Annotated in this window: 20 protein-coding genes; 13 read left to right on the top strand and 7 right to left on the bottom strand. The window is 48.7% G+C overall.

The genetic code is table 11. The features are described 5' to 3' along the window. Window positions 1-13: 13 nt before the first annotated feature. Window positions 14-1258: an allantoate deiminase gene (gene allC / locus MKY97_RS25900; protein ID WP_342553018.1), complete on the bottom strand. Its 1245-nt coding sequence runs from the start codon at window positions 1256-1258 to the stop codon at window positions 14-16. A 167-nt stretch (window positions 1259-1425) separates the two neighbouring features. Here allC and MKY97_RS25895 point away from each other — a divergent pair, with 167 nt between their 5' ends. After that, window positions 1426-3060 (top strand): PucR family transcriptional regulator ligand-binding domain-containing protein, encoded by a 1635-nt coding sequence (locus MKY97_RS25895; protein ID WP_342553017.1) that lies wholly within the window; start codon window positions 1426-1428, stop codon window positions 3058-3060. A 258-nt stretch (window positions 3061-3318) separates the two neighbouring features. On the opposite strand, the gene MKY97_RS25890 is transcribed toward MKY97_RS25895, so the two are convergent. Then, entirely contained in the window at window positions 3319-4107 is a 789-nt protein-coding gene (locus MKY97_RS25890) for an alpha/beta hydrolase family protein (RefSeq protein WP_342553016.1), read from the bottom strand. A gap of 320 nt (window positions 4108-4427) precedes the next feature. Here MKY97_RS25890 and MKY97_RS25885 point away from each other — a divergent pair, with 320 nt between their 5' ends. The 3 genes from MKY97_RS25885 (at window position 4428) to MKY97_RS25875 (ending at window position 7596) form a co-directional block, all read left to right on the top strand. Further along, complete coding sequence (locus tag MKY97_RS25885; RefSeq protein ID WP_342553015.1) at window positions 4428-5051, top strand: YhbD family protein; 624 nt, start codon at window positions 4428-4430, stop codon at window positions 5049-5051. A 13-nt stretch (window positions 5052-5064) separates the two neighbouring features. After that, window positions 5065-5892: a hypothetical protein gene (locus tag MKY97_RS25880; protein ID WP_342553014.1), complete on the top strand. Its 828-nt coding sequence runs from the start codon at window positions 5065-5067 to the stop codon at window positions 5890-5892. Between the two features lie 153 nt (window positions 5893-6045). Then, a complete protein-coding gene (locus tag MKY97_RS25875; protein ID WP_342553013.1) occupies window positions 6046-7596 on the top strand; it encodes an MDR family MFS transporter in 1551 nt (516 codons plus the stop codon). Window positions 7597-7997: 401 nt separating this feature from the next. Here the strand turns inward: MKY97_RS25875 and MKY97_RS25870 are convergent, their stop codons facing one another. After that, window positions 7998-9431 carry a VanW family protein gene (locus MKY97_RS25870; protein WP_342553012.1) on the bottom strand — a complete coding sequence of 478 codons (1434 nt, stop codon included), beginning with the start codon at window positions 9429-9431 and terminating at the stop codon, window positions 7998-8000. Window positions 9432-9684: 253 nt separating this feature from the next. Between MKY97_RS25870 and ftsE the strand changes: the two genes are divergently transcribed. The 5 genes from ftsE (at window position 9685) to MKY97_RS25845 (ending at window position 15970) form a co-directional block, all read left to right on the top strand. Then, complete coding sequence (gene ftsE / locus MKY97_RS25865; protein WP_342553011.1) at window positions 9685-10371, top strand: cell division ATP-binding protein FtsE; 687 nt, start codon at window positions 9685-9687, stop codon at window positions 10369-10371. Further along, entirely contained in the window at window positions 10361-11278 is a 918-nt protein-coding gene (gene ftsX / locus MKY97_RS25860) for a permease-like cell division protein FtsX (RefSeq protein ID WP_342553010.1), read from the top strand. Before ftsE ends, ftsX begins: the two co-directional genes overlap by 11 nt. A 158-nt stretch (window positions 11279-11436) precedes the next feature. Continuing rightward, on the top strand, window positions 11437-12720 hold the full coding sequence (locus MKY97_RS25855; RefSeq protein ID WP_342553009.1) for a peptidoglycan DD-metalloendopeptidase family protein: 1284 nt from the start codon (window positions 11437-11439) through the stop codon (window positions 12718-12720). Between the two features lie 384 nt (window positions 12721-13104). Further along, on the top strand, window positions 13105-14577 hold the full coding sequence (locus MKY97_RS25850) for a S41 family peptidase (protein ID WP_342553008.1): 1473 nt from the start codon (window positions 13105-13107) through the stop codon (window positions 14575-14577). A 64-nt stretch (window positions 14578-14641) separates the two neighbouring features. After that, window positions 14642-15970: a PDZ domain-containing protein gene (locus MKY97_RS25845; protein WP_342553007.1), complete on the top strand. Its 1329-nt coding sequence runs from the start codon at window positions 14642-14644 to the stop codon at window positions 15968-15970. A gap of 76 nt (window positions 15971-16046) precedes the next feature. On the opposite strand, the gene MKY97_RS25840 is transcribed toward MKY97_RS25845, so the two are convergent. Beyond that, window positions 16047-16736 carry a response regulator transcription factor gene (locus tag MKY97_RS25840; RefSeq protein ID WP_342553006.1) on the bottom strand — a complete coding sequence of 230 codons (690 nt, stop codon included), beginning with the start codon at window positions 16734-16736 and terminating at the stop codon, window positions 16047-16049. A 20-nt stretch (window positions 16737-16756) separates the two neighbouring features. Beyond that, the gene (locus tag MKY97_RS25835) at window positions 16757-17971 is read right to left on the bottom strand and encodes a sensor histidine kinase (RefSeq protein ID WP_342553005.1); all 1215 of its coding nucleotides are present in this window, start codon (window positions 17969-17971) and stop codon (window positions 16757-16759) included. Window positions 17972-18192: 221 nt separating this feature from the next. Here MKY97_RS25835 and MKY97_RS25830 point away from each other — a divergent pair, with 221 nt between their 5' ends. Genes MKY97_RS25830 through MKY97_RS25820 form a run of 3 tightly spaced genes read left to right on the top strand, consistent with a single transcriptional unit; the run spans window position 18193 to window position 21492 of the window. Continuing rightward, the gene (locus MKY97_RS25830) at window positions 18193-19128 is read left to right on the top strand and encodes an ABC transporter ATP-binding protein (RefSeq protein ID WP_342553004.1); all 936 of its coding nucleotides are present in this window, start codon (window positions 18193-18195) and stop codon (window positions 19126-19128) included. A gap of 11 nt (window positions 19129-19139) precedes the next feature. Then, window positions 19140-20324, top strand: coding sequence for an ABC transporter permease (locus tag MKY97_RS25825; RefSeq protein WP_342553003.1), 1185 nt, complete (start codon window positions 19140-19142; stop codon window positions 20322-20324). Beyond that, window positions 20317-21492 carry an ABC transporter permease gene (locus tag MKY97_RS25820; protein WP_342553002.1) on the top strand — a complete coding sequence of 392 codons (1176 nt, stop codon included), beginning with the start codon at window positions 20317-20319 and terminating at the stop codon, window positions 21490-21492. Before MKY97_RS25825 ends, MKY97_RS25820 begins: the two co-directional genes overlap by 8 nt. 201 nt (window positions 21493-21693) lie before the next feature. Here the strand turns inward: MKY97_RS25820 and MKY97_RS25815 are convergent, their stop codons facing one another. Both MKY97_RS25815 and MKY97_RS25810 read right to left on the bottom strand, forming a co-directional pair. Beyond that, window positions 21694-22533, bottom strand: coding sequence for a flagellar motor protein MotB (locus MKY97_RS25815; RefSeq protein WP_342553001.1), 840 nt, complete (start codon window positions 22531-22533; stop codon window positions 21694-21696). Next, window positions 22517-23317 carry a flagellar motor protein gene (locus tag MKY97_RS25810; protein ID WP_342553000.1) on the bottom strand — a complete coding sequence of 267 codons (801 nt, stop codon included), beginning with the start codon at window positions 23315-23317 and terminating at the stop codon, window positions 22517-22519. Before MKY97_RS25810 ends, MKY97_RS25815 begins: the two co-directional genes overlap by 17 nt. A gap of 169 nt (window positions 23318-23486) precedes the next feature. Between MKY97_RS25810 and uvrB the strand changes: the two genes are divergently transcribed. Continuing rightward, window positions 23487-25478 (top strand): excinuclease ABC subunit UvrB, encoded by a 1992-nt coding sequence (gene uvrB / locus MKY97_RS25805; RefSeq protein WP_342552999.1) that lies wholly within the window; start codon window positions 23487-23489, stop codon window positions 25476-25478. Window positions 25479-25641 lie beyond the last annotated feature (163 nt).

Raw genomic sequence — 25641 nt, 5'->3', positions numbered from 1 at the left:
CCTGGTTGTTCATTCAGTATGCTAGCTTATACAGCAGGTCGATCAGCAGCTGCACTCCTCGCTGTAAATCTTCCGTATGGGTAAATTCCGCAGGAGAGTGACTGATTCCGCCTTGGCTGGGGACGAACAGCAAGCCTGTGGGACAATACGTCCCAAAAATCTGTGAGTCGTGACCTGCTCCGCTGGTCATCATCTGGTACGATATATTTCGGTCTTTTAAAATATTTTCCGCAGCTTGTGTCAGCGTGCAGTCCATCGGCACCGGAGGTTCATCCATCCAGTTACGATACACGACCTGTGTCCCGTGCTTGATTGCGATGGCATCGAATTCGCTGAAGCAAGCTTCGCAAAATGTCTGGATCGTCTCCGCATCTCGGTGGCGGACATCCAGGCTAAAGGTCACTTCGCGTGCAATGACATTCCCTACATTCGGTGTAACTTCCATGCGTCCGACTGTAGCCACCAGCCCGCTTTCATCCGCTTGGGCGCGATGCATCAATATCCGGATCAGCTCAGCCGAGGTGAACATGGCATCACGGCGCCAATGCATGGGGGTTGTTCCGGCGTGATTACTCTCGCCGTATACCGTAATGTTATAGCGGCGCTGTCCAACGATGTGGCTTACGAGTCCGATGGATTTCTTTTCCCGTTCAAGCACCTGGCCCTGCTCGATATGGAGTTCAATAAAACACTCCAGGTCTTTGCGTTCTGGCTGCGGGTATAATCCGAGTCCGAAGCCTGCCTCGTGCATCGCCTGTTCAAATGGTATTCCATCTGCATCTTGAATGCTGCGAACCGCCTCGCGACTTTTGGCTCCTGTTATACTGCCTGAACCCCAATAAGTCATGGGGAAGCGGCTGCCTTCTTCTTCACATAGAGATACGACTTCAATCGGTTTAAGCGGCAGACCGTGATGTGTCAGCAAATATTCCACAGCAATGAGTGCAGCGATAATACCGTAGGCTCCGTCGTACTTGCCCCCGCCGATCACGGTATCGATGTGAGAACCGGTTAATATTACTTTTGCTTCGGGATCACGGCCGCTGAGACGTCCGAATAAATTGCCCACATCATCATAATGTGCGGATAAACCGAGATGTTTTATTTTGGCCTGGATCGCTTCCTGAGCTGCCCTCCAGGCCGGGTCGTAGAGCAAACGGGTCACACCGCCGCTTGTGTCTTTTCCATACGAAGCCAGCCATTCGACCATATCTTCGATCTGTTTAGACAAGGCAGAAGGTTTCGATTGTTCGATCATCAAATGCAGTTCCCCCATTCCGGCAGCGCCAGCTTTCCAACCGATGTTATATTAATTAACTTGGCATTGCGTTTCATCCATCGTAAAATAAAAAACAATCAAAATCATTCACGAAAATGTAGAAGAATAAATGAATTCGTTGTACATGTTAACCATAGGGGTGGAGAATGATGAAAATGAATGAACTGCTGAAGCTGCCTATATTTCATGGGACAATCGTTATGGGAGGAGGCAGTGGTCTGAACAGGGAAGTTCACACGGTAAATATGATGGATGCTCCGGACATCATTCCTTATTTGAAGCGAAATGAGCTGCTGATTACAACAGCTTTTCATTTTAAGGATGATCTGGAGGCTTTGCTTGAACTGATTCGTGAGATGGGGCTCCAGGAATGTGCGGGACTTGGGATCAAAAGCAAACGATTTCTCGGGACCATCCCTGAATCAGCGGTTCAGCTCGCGAGCGAGTTGGAACTGCCTCTAATGGAGCTGCCTGTCGATCCTTCGCTAGGCGATATTGTCAACAAAGCGTTGAGTCATATCCTCGATGTGCGAACAACCGAGCTGCATAATGCTATACAGACTCATCGACAGTTCACCCAGCAGATTATGAGCGGCCAAGGGATACCGAAGCTGTTAGATCAGCTGTCCTCGCTGCTGCGACTGCCTGTGTTTCTGCTGGGCCCATATCTGCAGCCCATGTACGGCCGAATGGCTTCGCATACCGCTGTGCAGCTTGAAACGCTGTTATCCGGCGGAGGGCGTTTGCACGCCGAACCGTCAACTTTCTTAACATTCTCCCTGCTGGGTGAAGAGCGTGAGACATTGACCTTGTTTCCGGTGTACACCCATAGACAGCTGCATTACCTCTGTATTTCCGGCTTTATATCCACGTCTGAACGTTCCAACATTCTAACCATTGAGCAGGCGGCGAATGTGATTGCCTTTGAATTGATGAAGGATAATGCGCTGAAGCAAAATCGGCGCCGTATCCAGAATGAATTTTTTACAAATTTCATAGGGGGAGTATTCTCGAGCAGTGAGGAGATCGTGAGCAGAGCACGGGAATTCGGAATGTCAGGTGACCAGCGGTACCTCTGTGCAGTCGGTAAGCTGGGCGGCAGGGATCGCACGACTTCATTCATGCAGTACAAGGCAGAACAGGATCAGATTGCCGAGTATCTTCAAGGAGAACTTGGTCACTTCCATACCCCGATCTATCTGTTTACCCACGATCAATCCTACATCCTGTTGATGACGCTGACGGAGGAATGGGAGGCGGTCAGACCTTTATTTGTGGAGCTGCTGGAACGTCTGCAGCATAAAACTGGTGCGTATTACGATTCGGAACTGTCTTTTGGTCTCAGCAGCTATGCTCAGCCCCTTACCCAAGTTCCTTTAGCTTATAAAGAAGCCAATGAAGCTCTCTATTTTGGAAGCATCACCGGTAAAACGCGTTTTATCGAATTGTATCAGCCTAAGGAAGTATCTGAAATGCTGCGTCTGATCCCTCAAGAACATCTGCGGAAATTTTATAGCGATACGATGCAGGGATTTGAGGACGAAACGATTAAGGATCACCATATGCTGCTCCATACGCTGTCCGTATACCTGGAGACGCACTGCCACCTTGCCGAGACAGCCAAACGGCTGTATATTCACCGGAATACTGTGATTTATCGACTGGAAAAGTGTGAAGAGATCATCGGCCGCAGCTTGAAAGATCCGGAAGAAACACTGCGTCTTCGGATGGCATTCCGAATCAAGGCACTTCTGCCCGAAGAAGGAAAAGCCGGGTGGTGAAAACGAATCGAATAATGAGGCAGGAAGAAGGAGGCGGTTGGAAACGCAGTTCAAAATCAGATTGAAATGAAGATGAGATCAAAATGATAAAATGCCGGAGCTGGTGAAGCGAAGGTGTAAAAGCAGGCTGAGATGAACTGCACTTCCGGATCATTTTTCGGTAATAAACGGAGGTGGTTCATTTCAAGCCTGCTTTTTATATTATGAAAGATATACAGTCCCCAGAAGCAGTCTGTTTCAGGAGAGGAGATGCCGTCATTAAACTCTTTCAGGCAGCGGCAGCCACTTGAGCACATCCTGAATTTTCATGTCCCAATAACCCCACTCATGTTCCCCGGGTTCTTCCTCATAAGTTAGTTTGAAGTCTGTCTCTGCGCAGGCTTTACGAAACGTCTGATTTTCTTCGTACAAAAAATCCTCCGTTCCGCAGCATTGATAGAGAAGCGGCTTTGGCCCTGAATGTTGTTTGCTTTCCTGGAGCAGGTGGATGAGATCATTCTCTGAGCCCACAAAGTTCGGCCCGAATATACGCAGCAGTTCGGTCTGCTGCAGTGCGGACGGGACTTCGTTGTTCATATGAGCCGCCATGTCCAGTGCGCCCGAAAGACTTGCGGCAGCGGCATACTGATCCGGTTTGCGCAGGGCCAGTTTGAAGGCACCGTAACCTCCCATGGATAGACCGGCAGCAAAATTATCCTCTCGTTTCGGCGACAGCGGGAAGAAGGAGCGGGCAAGAGCGGGCAGTTCCTCACTTATGAAAGTCCAGTAACGGCCTCCCTCTGCCATATCAGTGTAGAAGCTGCGATAAACCTGCGGCATAACGACCGCAATGCCAAGCGAAGCGACATAACGTTCTATAGAGGTGCGGCGCAGCCAGATTGAATCATCATCGGACAGACCGTGCAGCAGATAGAGGGTTGGATGCAGACCTGAACCTTTGACATTCTCCATGCCAATCTGATTGTGAGTCTGCTGCGGCAGAATGACGTGCATGCTTGTACTTAATCCGAGGGCGTCTGAGTAGAAATCACATTTAATGAGTGCCATACCGAAAAGTAACCCCTTTCATAAATCGAAATTGAAATGGTGTTCACGTACAGCGATAAAGAGTAGAGAAGCAAATTTTTCCGCTGTAAGTCAAGGTTATACCTAAAGTACGGCAAACGCAATGACGGGATATAAAACGTATTCGACGTTTCCTGAATCATTCCGAATCTTCTCTTAATCCACGCTTGAACGAATTCATAAAACAAGCTTTGCGCTGATAGAGTAGAGGCAAAGTTCGATTTTCTATGGGGAGATTATATTCCGCTTTACAACGTAACAATGTTTTGTTACACTGATTTTAATGAAAAGGGGGTCCTGAAATGAAGGATGATTTGATCTCCAAAAAAGAGCTGCTTGACCTGACAGGCATTTCATACGGTCAGTTATATCGCTGGAAGCGCAAGAACCTGATTCCGGAGGAATGGTTTATTCGAAAGTCCTCCTTTACGGGACAGGAAACATTTTTTCCGAAACAGCAGATATTGCAGCGAATCGACAAGATTATTCATATGAAAGACGGGCTTTCACTGGATGAACTGGCGGATGTGTTCTCGCCAACTCTTGGTGAGGTAGAGATGACAGATCAGCAATTACTCGATCGAAACATTGTTTCGTTAGCTTCGCTTGACCTGTTAAACGAGGCGGGGCGCCAGCAGTCATTATATGGACTGGAACAGATTATGATGCTGTATGTGCTTGAGAAGCTGCTGCTTGGCGGTGATATCACACAGCAGGAAGGACTGCTGCTGATTGAAGTGATGTCTGAACATTATTATAGGTTCCGTGACCGTGCCAGTGAACTGCTGCTGATCCGCAAGATGGGTGTACCTACCTTTGTGCTGGCGAACGCAGGAGCAGAGCTTTATTTTGATCAAGGGGTGAAAGTGGTGCTCCGCATGCCGCTGCAGGCATTCATGGAAGAATTGAAACTTAAATTGGGCTGAGGGGGATTTATGAATGGAAGAACGTCATTTGAGAAATGATCTGAATGTTACAGGGTCACGCAAAACGAGCGGCGGTGTTTACCACCGGGTAAACATTGACGGTATGGCTAAACTGGATGGTGATCTGGATTGTTCTTCCCTTAGCGTTAACGGGACTCTGAAAATCTATGGTTCTCTGGTCTCCGAAAGCACAACCATAAACGGAATGGCCAAAGTAGAGGGTGAACTGCGCACCCAGTCTCTGGATGTCAACGGAACGCTGGGAGTCCACGGAGCGGCTCGTGCCGACAGCACTATGGTCAATGGCATGTGTACCATTAATGGGCCGCTGGTCAGCAATCGGGTTCGTGTCGATGGCATGAGCACCATTAACGGTGATTTGTTTACACCTGAATTTACAGTGAATGGTAAATGTAACGTTCGTGGTAGAGTGGACAGTGAACGCATCGATATCGGGGGAATGGCGACGATCGATGGAGATGTGCAGGGAGAGAACATTCACGTGCAGGGCAACATCAAAGTGGGCGGACTGCTCAATGCGGACAGTGTGGAAATCCGTTTGTACACCTCCTCTTCAGCGAGAGAAGTAGGTGGCGAGCGGATCGATATCCGGCGCAGAGAACGCAGTGGATTCTGGAAAGCCCTCGGATTGGGCGGAGCCCCATCTTTCAGAGCGCAGCTGATTGAGGGCGACGAAGTTGTGCTGGAAGATACCGAGGCGGATACGGTTCGAGGAACCAGAGTTCACATTGGACGCGGCTGTAATATCCGGTTTGTGGAGTACTCTGGTGAATTGACGGTGGATCCGGAAGCGAAGATTGGGAACAGCAAACAGATCTAACGTATGGTCTTATGACGGTGAGCGGATCTTGAGCCTTCACGGTAGAAGGTTTTGCCATAAAGCAATCGGTCCTTGGACTGATTGCTTGTTACGTCTTTTCGGATATACTAATGCAGTCATATGAATAGAACGGGAATGGAGAGATTAACAACAATGGCTGCACGCAATAATAAAATTGGATTTGTGCTGGCAGGTCTGCTGCTCAGCATATTAATGGCCTCTATGGATAATACCATTGTGGCTACGGCGATGGGTGATATCGTCGGCAAGCTGGGGGGACTCGACAAGTTTGTCTGGGTAACCTCCGCATATATGGTGGCCGAGATGGCCGGCATGCCGATCTTTGGTAAGCTGTCGGATATGTATGGACGCAAAAAGTTTTTTGTTTTCGGTATCATTGTGTTTATGCTCGGCTCCGCATTGTGCGGAACCGCGACATCCATCGTGGAACTAACGATGTACAGAGCAATTCAAGGGATTGGTGCAGGAGCGCTCGTGCCGATTGCTTTTACCATCATGTTTGATGTGGTTGCACCGGAATCCAGAGGTAAACTGGGTGGACTATTTGGTGCGGTCTTCGGCCTTTCGAGTGTATTTGGACCGCTGCTGGGTGCATACATTACGGAGTATGCGACATGGGAATGGGTATTTTATATCAATCTGCCATTGGGTTTGATTGCATTTTTGTTCATCGCATTTTTCTATAAAGAATCCCATCAGCATCAATCGCAGCAGATCGACTGGCTGGGGGCTGTTACACTCATTGGCGCAGTAGTCTGCCTGATCTTCGGACTGGAACTCGGCGGCAAAACATATGCCTGGGATTCCGCACAGATTTTGGGGCTGTTTGCCGGATTCATCGTGCTGGCCCTGCTTTTCCTGTATGCGGAGACGAAGGCGAAAGAGCCAATTATCTCATTTAGTATGTTCCGCAAGCAAGTGTACTGGTCAAGTAACGTAATCGCGATGTTCAGCGGCGCAGCTTTTATTACGGCTTCCGTATATATTCCGATTTTCATCCAAGGTGTGCTCGGCGGTAAAGCGACCAACTCGGGTCTGGTCCTGCTTCCGATGATGCTCGGTTCTGTCGTGACGGCTTCCTTGGGTGGTGTACTTATGACCAAAATAAAGTACCGCAATATTATGATTCCAACGCTGGCTTTGCTTGTAATCGGTCTGGGCCTGCTGACTACACTGGATGAAGGTTCATCCCTGTGGACGATCCGCGTATACATGGTGATGATTGGTCTTGGCGTTGGCGCATCCTTCTCCGTGCTCAGTAATGCGGCGATGAATGCCTTCGAACCCCAGAGACGCGGCGCCGCCAGTTCTACGTTAAACTTCCTGCGCTCTCTGGGCATGACGATGGGCATCACGATCTTCGGGATCGTGCAGAGTCAAGTGTTCACGCGCAAAATGACGGACGGCATGACTGGCGCTGCTGGTGAAGCAGGGGTACCTACTGGCGGCATGCCAGCTGGAATGGATCTAAGCGATCCGCATGCATTGTTATCACCAGAGCTGCGCAAAGGAATTCCACCGCAGGTGCTGGAATCCATTACTCAGGCGCTCTCATCTTCGATTGTACAGCTGTTTGCCTGGGCCGTTATCCCGGCAGCTCTTGCATTAATTGCTTCCTTCTTCATGGGGAAAGAGAAAATGGTTGTGGGAGAAGAGCAACATGAGTATACAGGTGGGCACTAGGCTAAGGGGTGCTGAGCCATTATCGAAACATTAATCCAGTGTTTATTCTTGGGTTAACGTTTTGAACTAAGGAGAAACAACGATTGTCATAGATGATCTTCGTTAGAATATCTTGAAAAAAACATGTCTCAAATCCCGTTATGGGCATGAGACATGTTTTTTTTATTTTTCTTACAGATAATTCTTGCAGCCTTAAGGCTTGTGTTTAAGTTGAACTTTTATTTACACAATAACGGAGAGGACAGAAAAAACCTGAAGAAACGAAGTGCTCGCCTTTATCACCGGATTTTCCCCTTTGGAAAAGGGAATCCAAAAAATCCGGGGATAACAGCGATCGGAGGGTTATTCTATCCGCGGAGTGCCAAGTGTAAATTTCTTTCGTTCTAACTGTACACCTGAATTTAAGGCTGATTCCCCTCACGAATGCCATCCTCCACCACTGAAGGCTGCTTTGGATCAGGCATGCTGATGTGACCTGAACGTGCAATTAGACGGCTTTGTGCTTTGTAGGTATCGCGCGAGATCGTTTTGGACTCTACCACTTTGCCATCGACCCTCTTCGTGCGGACTGTCTCAACGATATAACCAGGCTGTCCGTTCTGAAGCACCTGCTGGGCCCCGTCAGGCAGCACACTGCTGGATACATATTTTACGGGAACACTCAGCGTTTCAATCGTACGAGACTCCAGCGTATAACTGACGTTCTCGGGGAATGTGCCGAAAAATTTGACGACCATGCGCCCGCCCTGCACCTTTGCGTGGATTAATAGGGACTTCTCCGTGCTGTTTTTGAAACGAAAATTAATCGCCCCGGAAGCAAAGGTGGCATCCAGCCCTTTAGGCAAATATTTCACCGGCAGCGAATGATTACGCCGCTCGACGATATCCAGGCCCGTGAGAAGAGCCGCGTTATATACCGTACTGGATACCTGACAGATTCCCCCGCCGATTCCGGGCGTCAGCCGGCCATTCACAATGACCGGTGCCTCTCGAAAACCGTACTCCTTCTCCGCTTTGCGAATCACCTTTTCATAATCAAAAACACCACCAGGAGGCAGAATCATGCCGTTAATCGCCTGGGCCGCTGCGCTGACGTTATGTACACGGCCTTGGCTGCTGTTTCCCAGCCCCGTGGAAAATTCAATGATTTTGCGCTCGATCCCTTCCTGCTTCAATGAATCAATCGTTACCTCCGGTTTCAGTGTGTACAGGGGTAAAAGGATTCGTACTGGTTCAGGCTTATCTCCCGTGTCCATGCCGCCCAGCTCCCGGTGCATCCTGCTCTGTATGAGGGTGCTGAGTGTTTTCCAGTCAATCCGGCGCACGCTTTTCTCCGGAATGTACTGCACTTTATCATTTGCGGTGATTCGGCGAACGGCTTCAGCAGGGGTACCGAAGGTTTCTTTTTCCCAGGCAGGACTAAGCAGTTGTTGAAGGGTTTGTTCGCTATAGGTCATATCCAAAGAGAAGGTCTCGGGGAATTGGTACCTTGCATATGCGCGTTCCCACAGGCTGCCTTCCTGCAGCTGTTTTAATGCGCTTTCGAAGCTGTTTACGCTGTAGCTCACGCCCACCTCACCTGCAGGATGTGTCATCGTTAGCGGACTGGGTTCAGCCACTTCAAGTGTGACAGGCCAATCCTCCAATTGTTGAATGCGAGTGTGCAGTTCTGCCAGTACTTCTTTGCGGTGTTTGTCACCGGGTTCCCAGCCGCCGATTTGTACACCTTTGGGCAGGTTTGGCTGATTCACGTACATATAGAGCAATCCATAGGACGCGGAGCCGATCAAGAGCAGGGAGAACAGAACGATGACCGTTACATGGATTTTTTTCATAACCGAACGCTCCTTTTGGCTTCTGTTGTTCCGGAATTCGCAACACTATCTATCTATATGATCCAAGGGTGGAAAACTTTCGGGTACTCAATAGGTAACAAATTTGTTACAATAAACTTCATATGAATCCATGCTTCACCAGCAGTAGAGGGTAGGCTTGGATTTTTCCTGATGAATTTCAGGCCTTTTTAAAGGAAATGCCGGGATTGTGTCGAAATTATAATGGCTAACTATGTGAGCAGGAAGTGATGATGTGATAGAAATGCAGGACGTGTGGAAGACCTACGCCAATGGTACCCACGCATTACAAGGGGTATCGGTGAAGATCGACCGCAATGAATTTGTCTATATCGTTGGTCCATCCGGTGCAGGCAAATCGACATTCATGAAACTGATGTACAGAGAAGAAGTGCCAACCAAAGGACAAATATCCATTAACGGATTTAATATTGGCAAGTTAAAACTACGCAAAATTCCTTATGTTCGACGCAACATCGGTGTTGTATTCCAGGATTTTCGTCTGCTGCCGAAGATGACGGCATTCGAGAATGTTGCATTTGCAATGGAAGTTATTGAAGCGCCGAAACGGCATATCAAGAAACGGGTGATGGAGGTACTCGATCTGGTGGGACTGCGCAATAAGGCCAATCGTGAACCTTCACAGCTCTCCGGTGGGGAACAGCAGCGGATTGCAATCGCACGTGCAATTGTGAACAATCCTTCTGTTATCATCGCAGACGAACCTACAGGTAATCTGGACCCGGAGACGTCTTGGGGCATTATGCAGCTGCTGGACGAGATCAATTTCCGGGGAACAACAATTGTTATGGCTACACACAACAAGGATATTGTAAATACGATGCGTAAACGGGTTATCGCCATTGAACGCGGACAGATTGTACGGGATCAGATGAGAGGGGAATACGGTTATGAATTTTAGTACTCTCTTGCGGCATCTGCGGGAGGGTTTCAAGAACGTATTCCGCAATGGCTGGATGTCCGTGGCATCCGTCATGTCGATCATTGTCTCACTGTTTATTCTTGGCGTGTTTATGCTGCTTGTACTCAACGTAAACTCCATGGCCAATCAGGTAGACAGCCAAGTGGAGATCAGCACGTTTCTGGAGCTGAATGTCGACGAGAACCTGCGCAGTACGCTGCAGCAGGAGATTAGTGCGATGCCTGAAGTCAGTGAAATCCGTTTTGTATCCAAGGAAGAAGGGCTTAAGGAATTCCGCGAACGTCTTGGGACGAGCGCAGATAATGTACTGAGCGGTTTCGACGTGGATAACAATCCGCTGCCGGATACGATTGAAGTCAAAGTAATCGAACCGGAAACGGTCAATTTTGTCGCGCAGAAGATTGAAGCATTGAACGAGAAACATCCCGAGAAGCCGATCATGAAAGTGAACTACGGCAAGGAAACGGTAGATGTCTTATTCAAATTTACGAAGCTTGTTCGTAACATCGGATTTATTTTTGTCGGGGGGCTGGGCCTGATGTCCATGTTCCTGATCTCGAATACGATTCGCGTAACGATTCTCGCACGCCGCCGGGAGATTGGCATCATGAAGCTGGTAGGGGCAACCAACACCTTTATCCGCTGGCCGTTCTTTATTGAAGGGGCGCTGATCGGACTGATTGGCTCGGTCATAACGGTCATAGTTCTGTTCTTCGGATACAGCCGTTTGATGGCAACCGTCGGTCAGGATGTTTTCATGCAGATGCTTAATTTGATTCCGCTGAGTGATATTTGGCTGCTTATGGGGACGCTGTTGATTGGACTTGGTGTGCTTGTCGGCATTCTGGGCAGTACGCTGTCCATTCGGAAGTCGCTTAAAGTGTAGCAAAAAAGAATGGCAGAACAGGTTCATTATTGAACGCTGTTTGACGATATGAAGAAAAGACGCAACTGTTGTTTTGATGAAAGAAAGCAGAGGAACATGCTGTTCACCACCTGTGCAGGTTGCTTTCTTGTGAATTCATAGGATGGGGGATCATCATTTTGAAAAAAACCGCTTCGCTGCTGGCCTTCATGTTACTGGCCGGTATGACGTTTCAACCTTCTGACGGATATGCTAAGAACAGCATCAGCGAGATTGACCAGCAAATTAAGCAGCTGGAGAGCAGAGCAGCTTCTGCCAAACAGGAGCAGAAGAAGGCTGCGGCCAACAAAAAGGAAGCCCAGCACTACAAGAACAAAACGAATGCCTATCTGAAGGTCGTTATGGAGCAGATTAATGTCGTAAGTGATGAACTGGCGAGTGTATCTTTGCAGATTGAAACTACGGAGGAAGACCTTCGTACGACCAAGAAGGATTTGCAAGCGGCAGAAGACCGCATTGCTGCCAGAGAAAAACTGCTGGAATCACGTGTGCGCCTGATGTATACGGACGGGGCTGTGTCCTATCTGGATGTTTTGTTGTCGTCCACAAGCTTTACCGATTTCTTGACCCGGGCTGATTCGCTCAAAACGATTGTAGACCAAGATCAGCACCTGCTGGATGAACATAAAGCGGACAAGCAGCTTGTAGTGGAGAAAAAGGCAGACCTTGACCGTCAGTATGCGGAAGCCAAGAGCCTGTACGCACAGAAGAAGCACCGCAAGTCGCAGCTGAACGAGAAAGAGAAGGAAAAGCAAGTGCTTCTGGCTTCATATGATGTTAAGATTGAACAATCTGAAGAGTTGACCGCAGAGCAGGAAGCGGTATTAATGCAGATCGCTGGCAAGCGCTCAGCTCTGCTTCAGGAGAAAAATAAACTGCGTGAACAGCAGGCCGCCGCAGCGGCTAAAGCTCGGGCAGAAGCCGCGGCGCGAGCCAAAGCAGCAGCCAAGAAAACAACTCGCGTAAGCTCCAACGGCAGCAGTGAAGCAGTGACCTATTCGTCAGGAAACGGTATCTTTGCAAAACCTGTTTCGGGTGGACGCATTTCTTCATCTTTTGGACCGCGGATTCACCCGATTACAGGTGAAGTGGGCAAGATGCATGCGGGTGTCGATTTCGCTGTGCCTGTAGGCACTTCAGTTCACGCGGCTTCAGGTGGTATCGTTATTATGGCTGAATGGTACAGCGGCTATGGTTATACGGTCATCGTCGATCATGGCGGAGGTTTGTGGTCATTGTATGGTCACTTGCGCGAAGGTGGATTCAAGGTCAGCAAAGGTGATACGGTAAACAAAGGTGATACGATTGCTGAATCGGGAAATACAGGGAATTCCACAGGCCCTCACCTGCACTTTGAAGTACGTGATAATGGAACAGCTGTAAATCCGATGAACTATTTGTAGATTGTCTGATTTAATGCGATGCAGCTTATATAAGTTGAACTATTCATTTACACTCTAACGGACAGGACAGAAAAAATCTGGAAAAGCGAAGCGTTCGCCTAAAAGCTTTCTAAAAGAAAGCTGCACCGAAAGCATACGCTTATCACCGGATTTTTCCCTTCAAAAAAGGGAATCCAAAAAATCAGGGGATAACAGCGATTGTAAGGTTATTCTGTCATTGGAGTGGGCTGTGTAAAATTTTTAGTTCAAATTATATAGTTTAAACTTCGAATGGAAAAATCATAATCCGTACAAGCTAGACATATACTAAGCTGGCATGTTCAGGGAATGATTCGGAGCAGTCCGAATCGGATGCGCTTCAAAACTAAAGGCGGTGACAAACGGATGATGAAAAAAAGATCGGCGCTGCTGTTCGTTATACTTGGACTGCTTGGCGGGAGTCTATTAACGCTGGCACTAATGACTTACCCGGGCATTGCCAATCAGGCTTCACCAGGTGAGGGATTGCTGGCAAGTGTAACCGGCAGTTCACAGCAGAAAAACGATTTGAAGAAGATTGAAACCGCGATGGATTTAATCTCCAGCAACTATTATAAAGACGTCGACCGTACCAAGCTGATTGATGGGGCGATCAACGGCATGATGGAATCGTTGGGTGATCCCTACTCCAACTATATGGGCCAGGAAACAGCTGCCCAATTCGAAGAGTCAATCGAAGGTTCCTTTACCGGAATCGGGGCTGAGGTATCCTCGCAGGACGGTAACGTTGTTGTCGTTTCCCCGATCAAAGGTTCACCTGCCGAAAAAGCAGGTATTCGTGCGAAAGACATCATTATGTCGGTTAACGGTGAATCTCTTCAAGGACTTGAATTAAACAAAGCCGTTAACAAGATCAGAGGTCCTAAGGGCAGCGAAGCCAAAGTGCAGGTGAAGCGTGCCGGATCAACAGAGCCGATCGAATTCACGATTGTCCGTGATGATATTGATCTGGAGACCGTCTATGCTCATATGGAAGACGGCGGCATTGGTGTCATCAACATTACGCAGTTCTCGCTGAACACAGGTGAGCGGTTTAAGGAAGAACTGGCTAAACTGGAGAAGCAGAATATGAAAGGCCTGATCATCGACGTGCGAAATGACCCGGGCGGTGTACTGCAGGTTGTCATTGACATTGCAGAACAGTTCGTACCGAAAGGCAAAGTCATCGTTCAGGTAGAAGACAAAAATGGCAAGAAGGAACAAAGTAAATCGAATGGATCTGCCAAACCCTATCCAATCACCGTGTTGATGAACAAGGGAAGCGCGAGCGCATCCGAGATTCTGGCAGGTGCTCTGCAGCAGTCGGCAGGTGCCACACTGGTCGGTGAGAATTCATTTGGTAAAGGTACCGTTCAGACCAGCTATGATAAACAAATGGGTGATGGCAGTCTGCTGAAAATTACAATCGCCAAGTGGCTGACTCCTAACGGAGACTGGATTCATGAAAAAGGAATCAAACCGGATATTGCAGTAAATCAGCCGGACTATTTCTCGGTAGCCCCAATCAACAAAGAGAAGCTGCCGCTGAAATATGACAGTAACAGCATGGATGTGAAAAGTGCGCAGACGATGCTGAGAGGACTGGACTTCAAACCGGATCGTGTGGACGGGTACTACGACCAGAAGACGGAGGAAGCAGTCAAGGCGTTCCAGAAGGAAAAAGGCATTCAGGTCACTGGCCAGATTGATGAGAAGACGGCTGAATCACTGGAAGCTTCTCTGATTGAGCGCATTGCCAATCCTCAATATGATGCACAGCTGAAACGCGCGATCGAAAATGTCTCAAAGGATATTTCGTCCGCTGTGTCGAAGCCATAGAGAAGGCTGATTTTCAGCCTTCTTTTTTTCTGAACCGGCTGAAGGAGAGGAGCGAAAAGCTACAATGGAATGGGTATGGCCGTGGTTAACTACATTAGGTGAAGCATTGTTGCAGTTGTTTATTCAGCCGTTTTATTATATTGCAGTTATTTTGATCGCATTAAACTATCATCGTCAGCTGCTCCAGGAGCGCAAACTCTTCCATGTTCGTATGCAGAGCTCAATCACTCAGACGATTCGAGCGGTCCTTGGAGGCATTGTCATAGGCGCTATGATCTCCATCGTGTCTCTTTTCCTTGGGGCCCATCTTACCTCGGGAAGTCTGATCAGCATATGGATTGCAGCGTTGGTCTTATCTCTTATTCGTATCCGATATCTGTGCTTCGCGTATGCAGCGGGCGCGCTGGGTGTGCTTCAATTTGTTTTGAATATCGCTTCAGGCTGGAATCCATCCGGTATGCTTGGACAGGCTGTAGAGACAGTACGCGCACTGGATATGCCTGTACTGCTTGTCTTGGCAGCACTCCTGCATTTAGGTGAGGCCGCACTAGCTCGAATGCAGGGTGTGTCTATGGCCTCTCCGTTCCTTATGGAAGGCAAACGCGGAAAACTCGTAGGCGGATATCAGATCCAGCTCTTCTGGGCCATCCCGCTGCTGATTCTTGTTCCAACAAACGGTGCCGTCACGCAGCTGGCTTGGACTCCGCTGTTTCATGCAGGTCAGGGTTATACACTGATGGCTCTGCCAATCCTGCTTGGACTCAGCGAGAATACACAAAGTATGCTGCCTGGACGTAAAATCCAGCTTTCAGCCAAGCGTCTGCTGATGTACAGCTTGGCACTGCTTGTGTTCAGTCTGCTCGCCGTGTGGTGGTCACCTCTGACAGTTGCTGCTGCACTGGTTGCTTTTGTTGGACATGAACTTCTGGTGTGGTACAGTGCCATGGAAGAGCAGCAGCTTAGTCCGGTATTTGTTCACCCGCAGCATGGACTTAAAGTGTTGAGTGTGATTCCGGACAGTCCTGCTGCGGAACTTGGAATTGAGGCAGGGGAGACGCTGTACAAAGTGAATGGTATGCTCGTTCATTCTCCGGAAGAGCTGCACAGGGCACTGCGCATGAATCCTGCTTTTTGCAAGCTGGAGGTCCGGAATCATCAAGGAGAGAGCAAGTTCATGCAGCGTGCGATCTACGAAGGCGAACATCACCAGCTTGGTGTCATTATGGCACCGGATAACCATGAGGCGTGGGCATTGCAGACCCGTCCCGTGACACTTTATCATATCGTCATGCTCAAAATTTTCACGAGCCGGAAAAAGCAGCACATGGAGGAAGCTCCGCTCAGCCTGCCGCCAGCCCCTATAGTCGGCGATAAAGGGTCTGTCGAAATGTAACCGAACGTACAAATATAACCGAAAAAGGTATTTCCTATGGCCAAAGGTGGCGCGAGGAAATACCTTTTTTCTTGTTTTATTGGGTCAGTATAAAGATGGCAATTTGAGTGCGGTCGCGTAACTGCAGCTTGCCCAGGATTTCAGTCACATAGTTTTTGACCGTGCCTTCGCTCAGAAACAGCCTGGCGGCAATTTCCTTATTGGACAAACCTTCAGATATGGCTTCCGCAACCGACAGCTCCGCGCGGGTGAGCCCATACGTTTCATGAGGATGATTGGCAGGGGCAGAAGCAGGAGTACGGAGAAGGCCTGCAAGTTTGCGTGCAATATCCGGGTGGATCAGCATATCCCCGTTATACACCGTTTTGATGCCCTGAACGATTCGGGCAGGAGGGACATTTTTAAGCAGATATCCACTTGCTCCATTTTGCAGGGCCTGAATAATGTATTCATCATCGTCAAAGGTCGTCAGCATCAGCACCTGGATGTCTGGAAATTTAGTTTTGATCCGCCGAGTTCCTTCAACTCCATCCCATTCGGGCATGCGAATATCCATTAACACCACATCCGCCGGTATTCCCGACTCAAGTAGGGTGAACGCCTCCTGACCGTTGGAAGCCATGCCTGTGATGCAGATACGGTCATCAAGACCAAGCACAACATTCAGACTCTCACGGATGAAATGGTCATCATCGACGAGCAGTACCCGAATGGGTGAAGTCTGCTTGGGTTCTCTTTGTCGGCTTCCAGCGTTCTCTTCTGGCATGAGTGTAATTCCTTCCTCTTTTAGAGCAGATTTATTTTGTTTGACACGGGAATGCGAGTAATCACAGTGTAGGGCTGATCAGACTGAATTTCCACAGTACCTCCGATGAATTGTGTTCGCTGGCGCATGCTTTCGTGCCCGAGTCCTGTTCCACCATCATTCAGAAAAGAGTGAGAACTTCCATCATTACTGATGTTCATACGGATCTCCTCGTGCCCGAATACCAGTTCCAGTGTAATGGAGGCCGCTTTGCCATGCCTGAGTGCATTAGTTACGGCCTCTTTGGCATTTTTGTACAGCACAATCTGTGTACTTGGATAGAGAGTGTATGCCTGACCCCTAATTTCGTATTTCGTTTGTATCCCTGTATCCCGGCCTACTTCCTCCAGCAGACGATCCAGAGCGTAAGCATCGGATGCCTGAGAATCCGGGCGCAGCTTGTGAAGCGTATTGCGCATATCATCCATACTTGCCGCGAGTTGATCCCGGATCTGCTTGATCATTTCAGTCCCCTGTTCGGCATCCAATGGCAGTGTAAGCAGGGCGGCTTCCGACATCATTTTCGTACGAATCAGACGGTGTCCAATATCGTCGTGAAGCTGTCTGGATATGCGTGTGCGTTCCTCTGTCTGAGCCGCGTCTTCAAGTTGTTTTGCAAATAACAGCAATTGCGCACGTGCTTCCTGCAGCTCATAATGTTTGTGCCGCAGTTCATCATACACATGTTCCAGCTGTCCACGGCTTGCTGCAGTTTTGGACCCCTGCCAAGCGAGTGCAGCTGTCATGAGAAGCAGCAAACTCAATGCGATTTTTACCTTTGTTGATTCCGGGAACCAGACAGTAGAGACGGCCTGAACCTCCACAGCATTTAACATAAGCCAGGGCGGAGGATTGAAATACCAATGAAGTGCAGTGCTGCTGGCCGCAAGCTGAATCGTTAACATCACCCATCGGATGGACCCGCGAAGCCGATACATATAAACATAGAGAACCGATAGAGAAATAAAAAACATAAAGGGGCCGTACAGAGCGATTAACCAGCTGCCCCATAACATTTCTGCGAGAAATAACAGCGACTGCTGTGCAGCTGAACGTGTAAAGCGATTTACTACAGCGAGTCCGGCAGCCATCAGAATATAGAACGTATACAGCGCTTCGCTTTCTGCTGGAAGCACCAAGCTGTACAGCACAGCAGGCAGGAAGATTAAACCATACTGCAGAAACGGCATTGGCATATGTAGATGACATCCTTTTTATATAAGTGCAAATTTAAAATAACCAACGTTAAACTCCCGATAATGCATCCTTGATTATAACACAGCTCGATTCGAGATCAGGAGATGACTTAAGTCACCTTTAATGAATGACTTTGTGTACCTTCGCTAGGCATATGCATTCGTTACAATGTAGTTATGAAATCACGACAAGAGCTCATAGGGAAGGGGCATTCAAGTACATGAACATATTAGAAGTGGATCACGTTGTGAAGCGGTACGGCAGCAAGTTGTCGGTAGACCATCTGAACCTTAGTGTGAACAAAGGTGAAATCTTTGGTCTGCTTGGTCCCAATGGGGCAGGCAAAAGCACCACGATCAGCATGATCGCGGGCCTTCTGAAATTGGACCAGGGGGAAATCAGACTGGACGGCATATCAGTGAAAGAGCATCCGCTGGACGTCAAACGCAAGATTGGTCTTGTTCCACAGGATTTGGCATTATACGAAACGATGAGTGCTGTGGATAATGTTACTTTTTTTGCCCGGTTATATGGTTTGCGAGGAAAACAACTTAAAGAAAGAGTACAGGAGTCGCTTGAATTTGTCGGGCTGGAGGATAAAGCAAAAGAAGCTCCAGCTACCTTCTCAGGCGGAATGAAACGCAGGTTAAACATCGCATGTGCCCTCAGCCATCGACCGGATCTGATTATTATGGACGAACCAACCGTAGGTATTGATCCACAGTCCCGTAATCATATTCTTGAATCGGTGCGAACACTGAACAGGATGGGATCAACAATTATATACACAAGTCATTATATGGAGGAAGTTGCGGCGATTAGTGACCGGGTAGCGATTATGGATCAAGGACGAATTATTGCTTGTGGAACTGAAAAAGAGCTGAGAGAGCGCGTTGCTTCAGAGGAGAAAATTGTACTTACCGCTGCGGGTATCGATGCCGGTGTAGTGGAGGAATTAAAGCTTCACCCGCGTGTACGGGCAGTGGAAGTCAACGAAGATACCCTTACAATCATGCTGCCTTCAGCGCAGCTTGCCCTGCAGGATATGCTGTTCATCTGCAGTAAACATGAGATGTCCATTCAGTCTCTTCGGGTTGAAGAACCGGATCTGGAGACACTTTTCCTTAATTTGACCGGGCGGACACTTCGAGACTAGGAGGACATGGGATGAGCATGTGGCATATTTGTATGTTTGAGTTAAGACGAATTTTAAAAATTCGTTCTGTTGTACTGAATCTGTTTATTCTGCCCTTATTGTTAATCTTTATATTAGGTACGGCGTTATCAAGCGCAATGGGAACAGGGGAGGGAAACATACCTGATGTGCTGCGGGTAGGGGTCATACAGCCTTCTGACATGTCGTCTCCTATGGGTGAAGCATTCAAAGTTTTTGCAACCACCCCTGAAGTGAGCAGGATGATGAAGGTTCAGAATATGCCCTCCAAAGATGAAGCGGTGAATGCGCTCAAACAGGGAAAACTTGACTTTGCGGTGATCATGACCTCAGATATGATGCAGCAGTGGATGGCGGGAAAAGAGGTCAAGCTGCAGTGGATTCTGGGCAAGGACAGCACACTGAATATAGTGGGGCAGACCCTGTTCACTCGCTTTACGGACGAGTTAAATCGACAAGCGGCGATTGCTGAGGTCCTTGGGCCAGAGATGATTCCGGCCGCAAGTGCACAAACTGCAGCTGAATCAGAGGAACAATCCAGCATTAGAGTCAGCAGCCCGGGACATTCCGATCGATCCTACAGCGCTTCACAATATTATGCGGCGGCGATGCTGGCGATGTTTATGCTGTATTCCGGCATGACGACAATAAATAGTCTGTTCACGGAGCGGGACAAAAAGACACTTGCTCGTCTTCAGGCTGCTCCCGTGGGTAACGGAGTCATCTTTGCCGGTAAAATTGCTGGCAACAGCCTTCTTGCTTTTATGCAGGCAATCATTATTATTCTGATGACTCATGTGTTATTTGGTGTCGACTGGGGCGGTCATCCCGGGCTGATCATGCTGCTCTGTGTACTGATTACCCTTGCATCCATGACCTTGGGCATTATTGTGGCATTGGTTAGTAAAAGTGCTGCTTCCGCCAGTACGATCATGCAGAGTATCATTATTGTAATGACATTTATTAGTGGAGGATTTACCCCGATTGCCATAGACTTTGTACAGCGCATAAGTGAATTTACAGTGAATCATTGGGCTCTGCAAAGTTTTCTCAGTATGATGCTGGGCGCCTCTGTACGTGAGATTATGCATAATATGTTGATGTTGGGAGCTGTATGTGCAGTGCTTGCTGCTGTCGCCGCGGTGATCTATAGAAAGGCTGGTTATCGTTATGAATAGTCTGAATATTGCCTGGCTGATGATCAGGAGGACACTTGGACGCAAACGAGGAGTGATTGCTTTTCTACTGCTTCCGTGTCTTGTTGTGACGGGTGCGGTCGCCCTTTTTGGAAGTGAGCAGGCAGGCCGTGCTGTTATTCCTTATGTAAATATGGATCAGGGCGCTGCAGGGACTTGGATGATAAAAGAGCTTTCCCGAATGAAAGAATACAGCTTTAAACCGATGAGCAGTGAGACAGAAGTTAAATCAGATGTAGTCCGGCAGAAAGGAAACATGGGCCTCGTCATTCCCGCTGGTTACACACAATCGCTGCTGCATGGCGAGCAGGCATCCATCGAATTAATTGAAATGCGTGTCAGTGAAAGTTCGTACATTCTTCGGGCAGCTGTCCAAGGAGCAGCGGATGGGTTAAAACAGACTGCTGCTGCCGTTAGAACCTTTTCCTCCGTGTCCTCAGTAAATGGTGCTGCTGTAAGTTCAGATGAAAAGTTTGAGCAGGTTCTGCAGGAGGCAGGCAGACATACCCTTTCAGGGGAAGCACTGAATCTGCAGCTCTACCCGAAGCCCGGGTTAAATAACGTTACGGGATTCACAATTATGTTCATGATGGGGCTCCTGACCAGTGCAGTCGCCGTTATTATGGAGGACCGAAAGCAGCGGACCATGGCCCGGATGTATACGGCTCCTGTCAGGTCATATGAGATTGCACTTGGTAATTTTCTGGGCAGTCTCGCCATCGGGATTATCCAGATTGTTCTGGTGCTGGGCATCAGCCGATGGGTACTGCAGTATGATGCAGGAATTCCGTTTGGTACTCATTTTCTAATCCTGGGTGCGTTTATGCTGGTATCCATGGGATTGGCAAGTACCGTCAGCGGTCTGATCCGCGAAACGAAAAATGCCAGCATGCTGAACTCCCTCATTATTGTACCGACTTGTATGATTGGAGGGTGCTTCTGGCCGTTATCCATCATGCCGAATTACATGCAGAAACTGGCGAACTTCGTACCCCAGAAATGGACTATACAAGCTGTTGAAACGATCTCTGCAGGGGGGACGCTGGCGGATATTACCCTGCCCCTGCTGATCCTGACTGTTATGGCTGTTATTCTGCTGGCTGTCGGCTCAGTGATTCTGCGACCTGATCAGCCAGGTATGGATGCATAGTGCAGGGGACATTGAGCATGAGCGGGATTATACTCCCTTGTTATTGAGTACAATGTAGATATGGAATGGAACGCAAAAAACACGTCTCCCCGGATGAATACCGTAGTGACGTGCTTTTTGCTGTTTACGCAGCGTAGAAGAATAGATGTATGCTGTGACGCAATATAGACTGCTTCGCAGAAGTTGTTTTGTGGTCATTCATTAAGGCTGCAGCTGGCGAAGCACCGTAATTTCAACCCGGCGGTTCTTCTGTCTTCCAGCCGTGGTTGTATTGTCTCCGGTTGGCCTGGTATCCGCATACCCAGCGTATTGGAAGTGGTCTGGATCAAGTTTCTCTTGATCCAGGAAGAAACGCAGTACCGATAAAGCCCGTTCACCGGACAGTTCCCAGTTATCCTTGTACGTGGAATTGGCTCCGATCGGAATGTTATCCGTGTGCCCCTCGATACTGACTACCATCTGAAGATTGCGAAACAAACTGGCGAGCTTGCTGAGCGTAGGTGCAGCATCTTTTTTCAGGGCGGCCTGTCCTTGGTCAAATAAAAAACGGTCACTGAGCGTAATGGAGATACCCTGCGGTTTGTCCGCTACAAAAATCTGATTATCCAGTTTATTATCCTCGATATATTGGGTAATCACATTGAACAGATTTTGCAGTTCCTGCTCCTGTGTCCTGAATTGTTCTTCCCGCTCCGTGAGAGGGCGGGTGTTTTCATCCGGGGGCTCCGTTCCCGGACCTGTTGAAGAGTCCTGCTTGTCTTCCGATACGCCCTGCACCTGCGATGAAGGGGTTTGGGTAATCGTCTGGCCCGGCGTGTCACCGAGCCCTTCTCCCAGTTCAAGAATGGAGTCGGATTGATTGAATGTGTTCTGAAGCGATTGGGTCACAACGTCGTATTTACCGGCATCCAGATTGCTCATGGCGTACATGATGACAAAAAAGATCAGCAGCAGCGTAATGAGATCGGCATAAGTAATCATCCAGCGATCCCGGTGGTCAGCAGTCTCGCGTTTGGCACGCTTTTTACTGCGCCGACTCATCCAATCCCTCCTTTGCTTGAGGAGCCTGCACAGCCGAACGATGGGTGAGTGTGAAGGACTCCAGCCGTTTGCGGACAAGCTGCGGATTCTCACCGTTCTGGATGGCAAGTACCCCTTCAAGCATCATCTCCATGACCTGAATTTCGTCAGCCCCTCTGGATTTGATCTTGGAAGCAATGGGTAAAAAGATCAGATTGGCACTGGCGACCCCGTATAGGGTGGCGGTAAAAGCAACGGCGATGGCTGGCCCGAGCCCTGTTGGATCAGTCAAGCTTCCCAGCACTTGAATAAGTCCCATTACGGTTCCGATGATGCCCATCGTTGGGGCATAACCGCCAGCAGATTCGAATATTTTGGCATAACCTTCATGCTTTTGTTCTACAGAATCGATCTCCATCTCAAGTATCTGCCGAACGACATCGGGGTCCGTACCATCGACAACCATCTGGATACCATCTTGTAAGAATGGATTGGGATGATCCACCACTTTGCGCTCAAGCGCAAGCACACCGGATCTGCGAGCGATGGATGACATCTCGATCAGCTCCTCTACCCATTGTTTGGGATTTTGGTGATGACGTCCAAACGCCATGCGTAAAGCAGCAGGAATCGTGCGCAGACGGTAGGTAGGGAAGCTGGCTGCCACGGCAGCGATCGTACCGCCAAACACGATTAGAGCAGCCGTTTTCTGAAGCAGGCCGGATAACTGTCCGCCTTCCCACAGGAAACCGCTGATAACTGCGGCAATTCCGGCTATTATACCGATAAGTGTCGCAATATCCATAAATTAACCCACTCCTATCTTGATTTCACGTTTGCATCACTAAAACGAACAAGGTATAATTGAACGGGAACAAATATTCCTATTACTATAAGTTTTCCCAACTGGAAATTCGGGGAACTTCGACAATATATAGTGACTATTATTTTAGACGATAGGGTGAGATACGGCAATGAGCGATATTATCATGAGCGACAAAACGTTCGAAATCGAGTCAGAGTTTTCTCCCCAGGGCGATCAGCCTGCAGCCATTCAGGAATTGGTGAAGGGTGTTCAGGAAGGGAAGAGATACCAGACGCTTTTGGGTGCAACGGGTACCGGTAAGACGTTTACCATTGCACAGACGATTGCCAAGCTGCAGCGCCCCACGCTGATTATTGCGCACAATAAAACATTGGCTGCGCAGCTGGCAAGTGAATTCAAAGAATTTTTTCCAAATAACATGGTTGAGTATTTTGTCAGCTACTATGACTACTATCAGCCGGAAGCATATATTCCTTCATCCGATACGTATATCGAGAAGGATTCGAGCATTAATGAAGAGATCGATAAGCTGCGGCACGCAGCGACCAGTTCGTTGTTTGAACGCCGCGATGTCATTATTGTAGCGAGTGTGTCGTGTATCTACGGTTTGGGTTCGCCGCATGACTATTCCAGCATGCTGTTGTCACTACGGGTAGGGATGGAGAAACCCCGCAATCAGATTTTGTCCCGTCTCGTAGAGATCCAGTACCAGCGGAATGATATTAACTTTGTACGCGGCACGTTCCGTGTCCGTGGTGATGTGATCGAGATTTTCCCGGCTTCCAAGGGTGAACATGCGATTCGAGTGGAGTTGTTCGGGGACGAGATTGAGAAGATCACCGAGATTGACGTTCTGACCGGAGAGCTGATCGGTGAGCGCGAACATATTGCTATTTTTCCGGCTTCTCACTTCGTGACCCAGGAAGAAACGATGCGCGTTGCACTGGTGAATATCGAACGTGAACTGGAAGAGCGCCTTGAAGTGCTGCGTGAACAGGGCAAGCTTCTGGAGGCACAGCGTCTGGAACAGCGTACGCGGTATGATATCGAGATGATGAAGGAAGTTGGGTTCTGCTCGGGGATCGAGAACTATTCCGGACCGCTGACCTTCCGTGAACGCGGGGATACCCCATACACACTGATGGATTACTTCCCGGATGACATGCTGATCGTGGTGGATGAGTCCCACGTGACCCTGCCGCAGATTCGCGCGATGTACAACGGTGACCAGGCGAGGAAGACGGTGCTGGTGGATCACGGCTTCAGGCTGCCTTCAGCACTGGATAACCGTCCGCTCAAATTTGAAGAGTTTGAAGAGAAGATGAACCAGATTATCTATGTATCTGCTACACCGGGACCGTATGAGATTGAGCATACCGATACGATGGTACAGCAGATTATTCGTCCAACCGGTCTGCTTGATCCTGTCATTGAGCTGCGTCCAACGAAAGGACAGATTGATGATCTGATCGCGGAGATTAACGACCGGATTGCCAAAGATGAGCGGGTACTCATTACTACGTTGACGAAGAAAATGTCGGAAGATCTGACGGATTATCTGAAGGAAGTGGGCATTAAGGTCAGGTACCTGCACTCGGAGATCAAAACGCTGGAACGGATGTCGATTCTGCGTGATCTCAGGTTGGGTACTTTCCATGTCTTGATCGGGATCAACCTGCTGCGGGAAGGTCTGGACCTGCCAGAGGTATCCCTAGTAGCGATTCTGGATGCGGATAAGGAAGGTTTCCTGCGTTCCGAGCGTTCGCTGATTCAGACGATTGGCCGTGCCGCGCGGAACAGCGAAGGTAAGGTTATTTTGTACGGTGACAAAGTGACCGATTCCATGGATAAGGCGATGAAAGAGACGGAGCGCCGCCGTTCCATTCAGATGGAATATAACGAGAAGCACGGTATTACACCGCAGACGATTCGCAAAAAAGTGCGTGATGTGATTGAGGCGACGAAGGTTGCCGAGTCCAAAAACGAGTATCTCACTGGTGCTGCCGAGAAGATGTCGAAGAAGGAACGTCAGTCTCTCATTCAGCGTCTGGAAGCAGAGATGAAAGATGCAGCCAAAAACCTGCAGTTTGAGCGTGCCGCAGAGCTTCGTGATGCACTGTTGGAACTTCGGGCTGAATAAATGCAAATGGATAGAGGAGTGCTCTTTGACTTAGAGCTTGTGATAAGAGAACGGCCAGCTGGCCGTTCTCTTGTTGAGTAAAGAAGCCCACCGCTTCACCCGATATAAAGACCATGTTGAAAACGTGAAACAGGGTCTATACTGATAAAAAAGTCGAAATTGG

Origin of the sequence: Paenibacillus sp. FSL R7-0652 (assembly GCF_038595045.1) — a bacterium.
GTDB lineage: Bacteria > Bacillota > Bacilli > Paenibacillales > Paenibacillaceae > Paenibacillus.
Note: the sequence above shows the minus strand (reverse complement) of the source record. Positions and strands in the feature narration are given on the sequence as shown.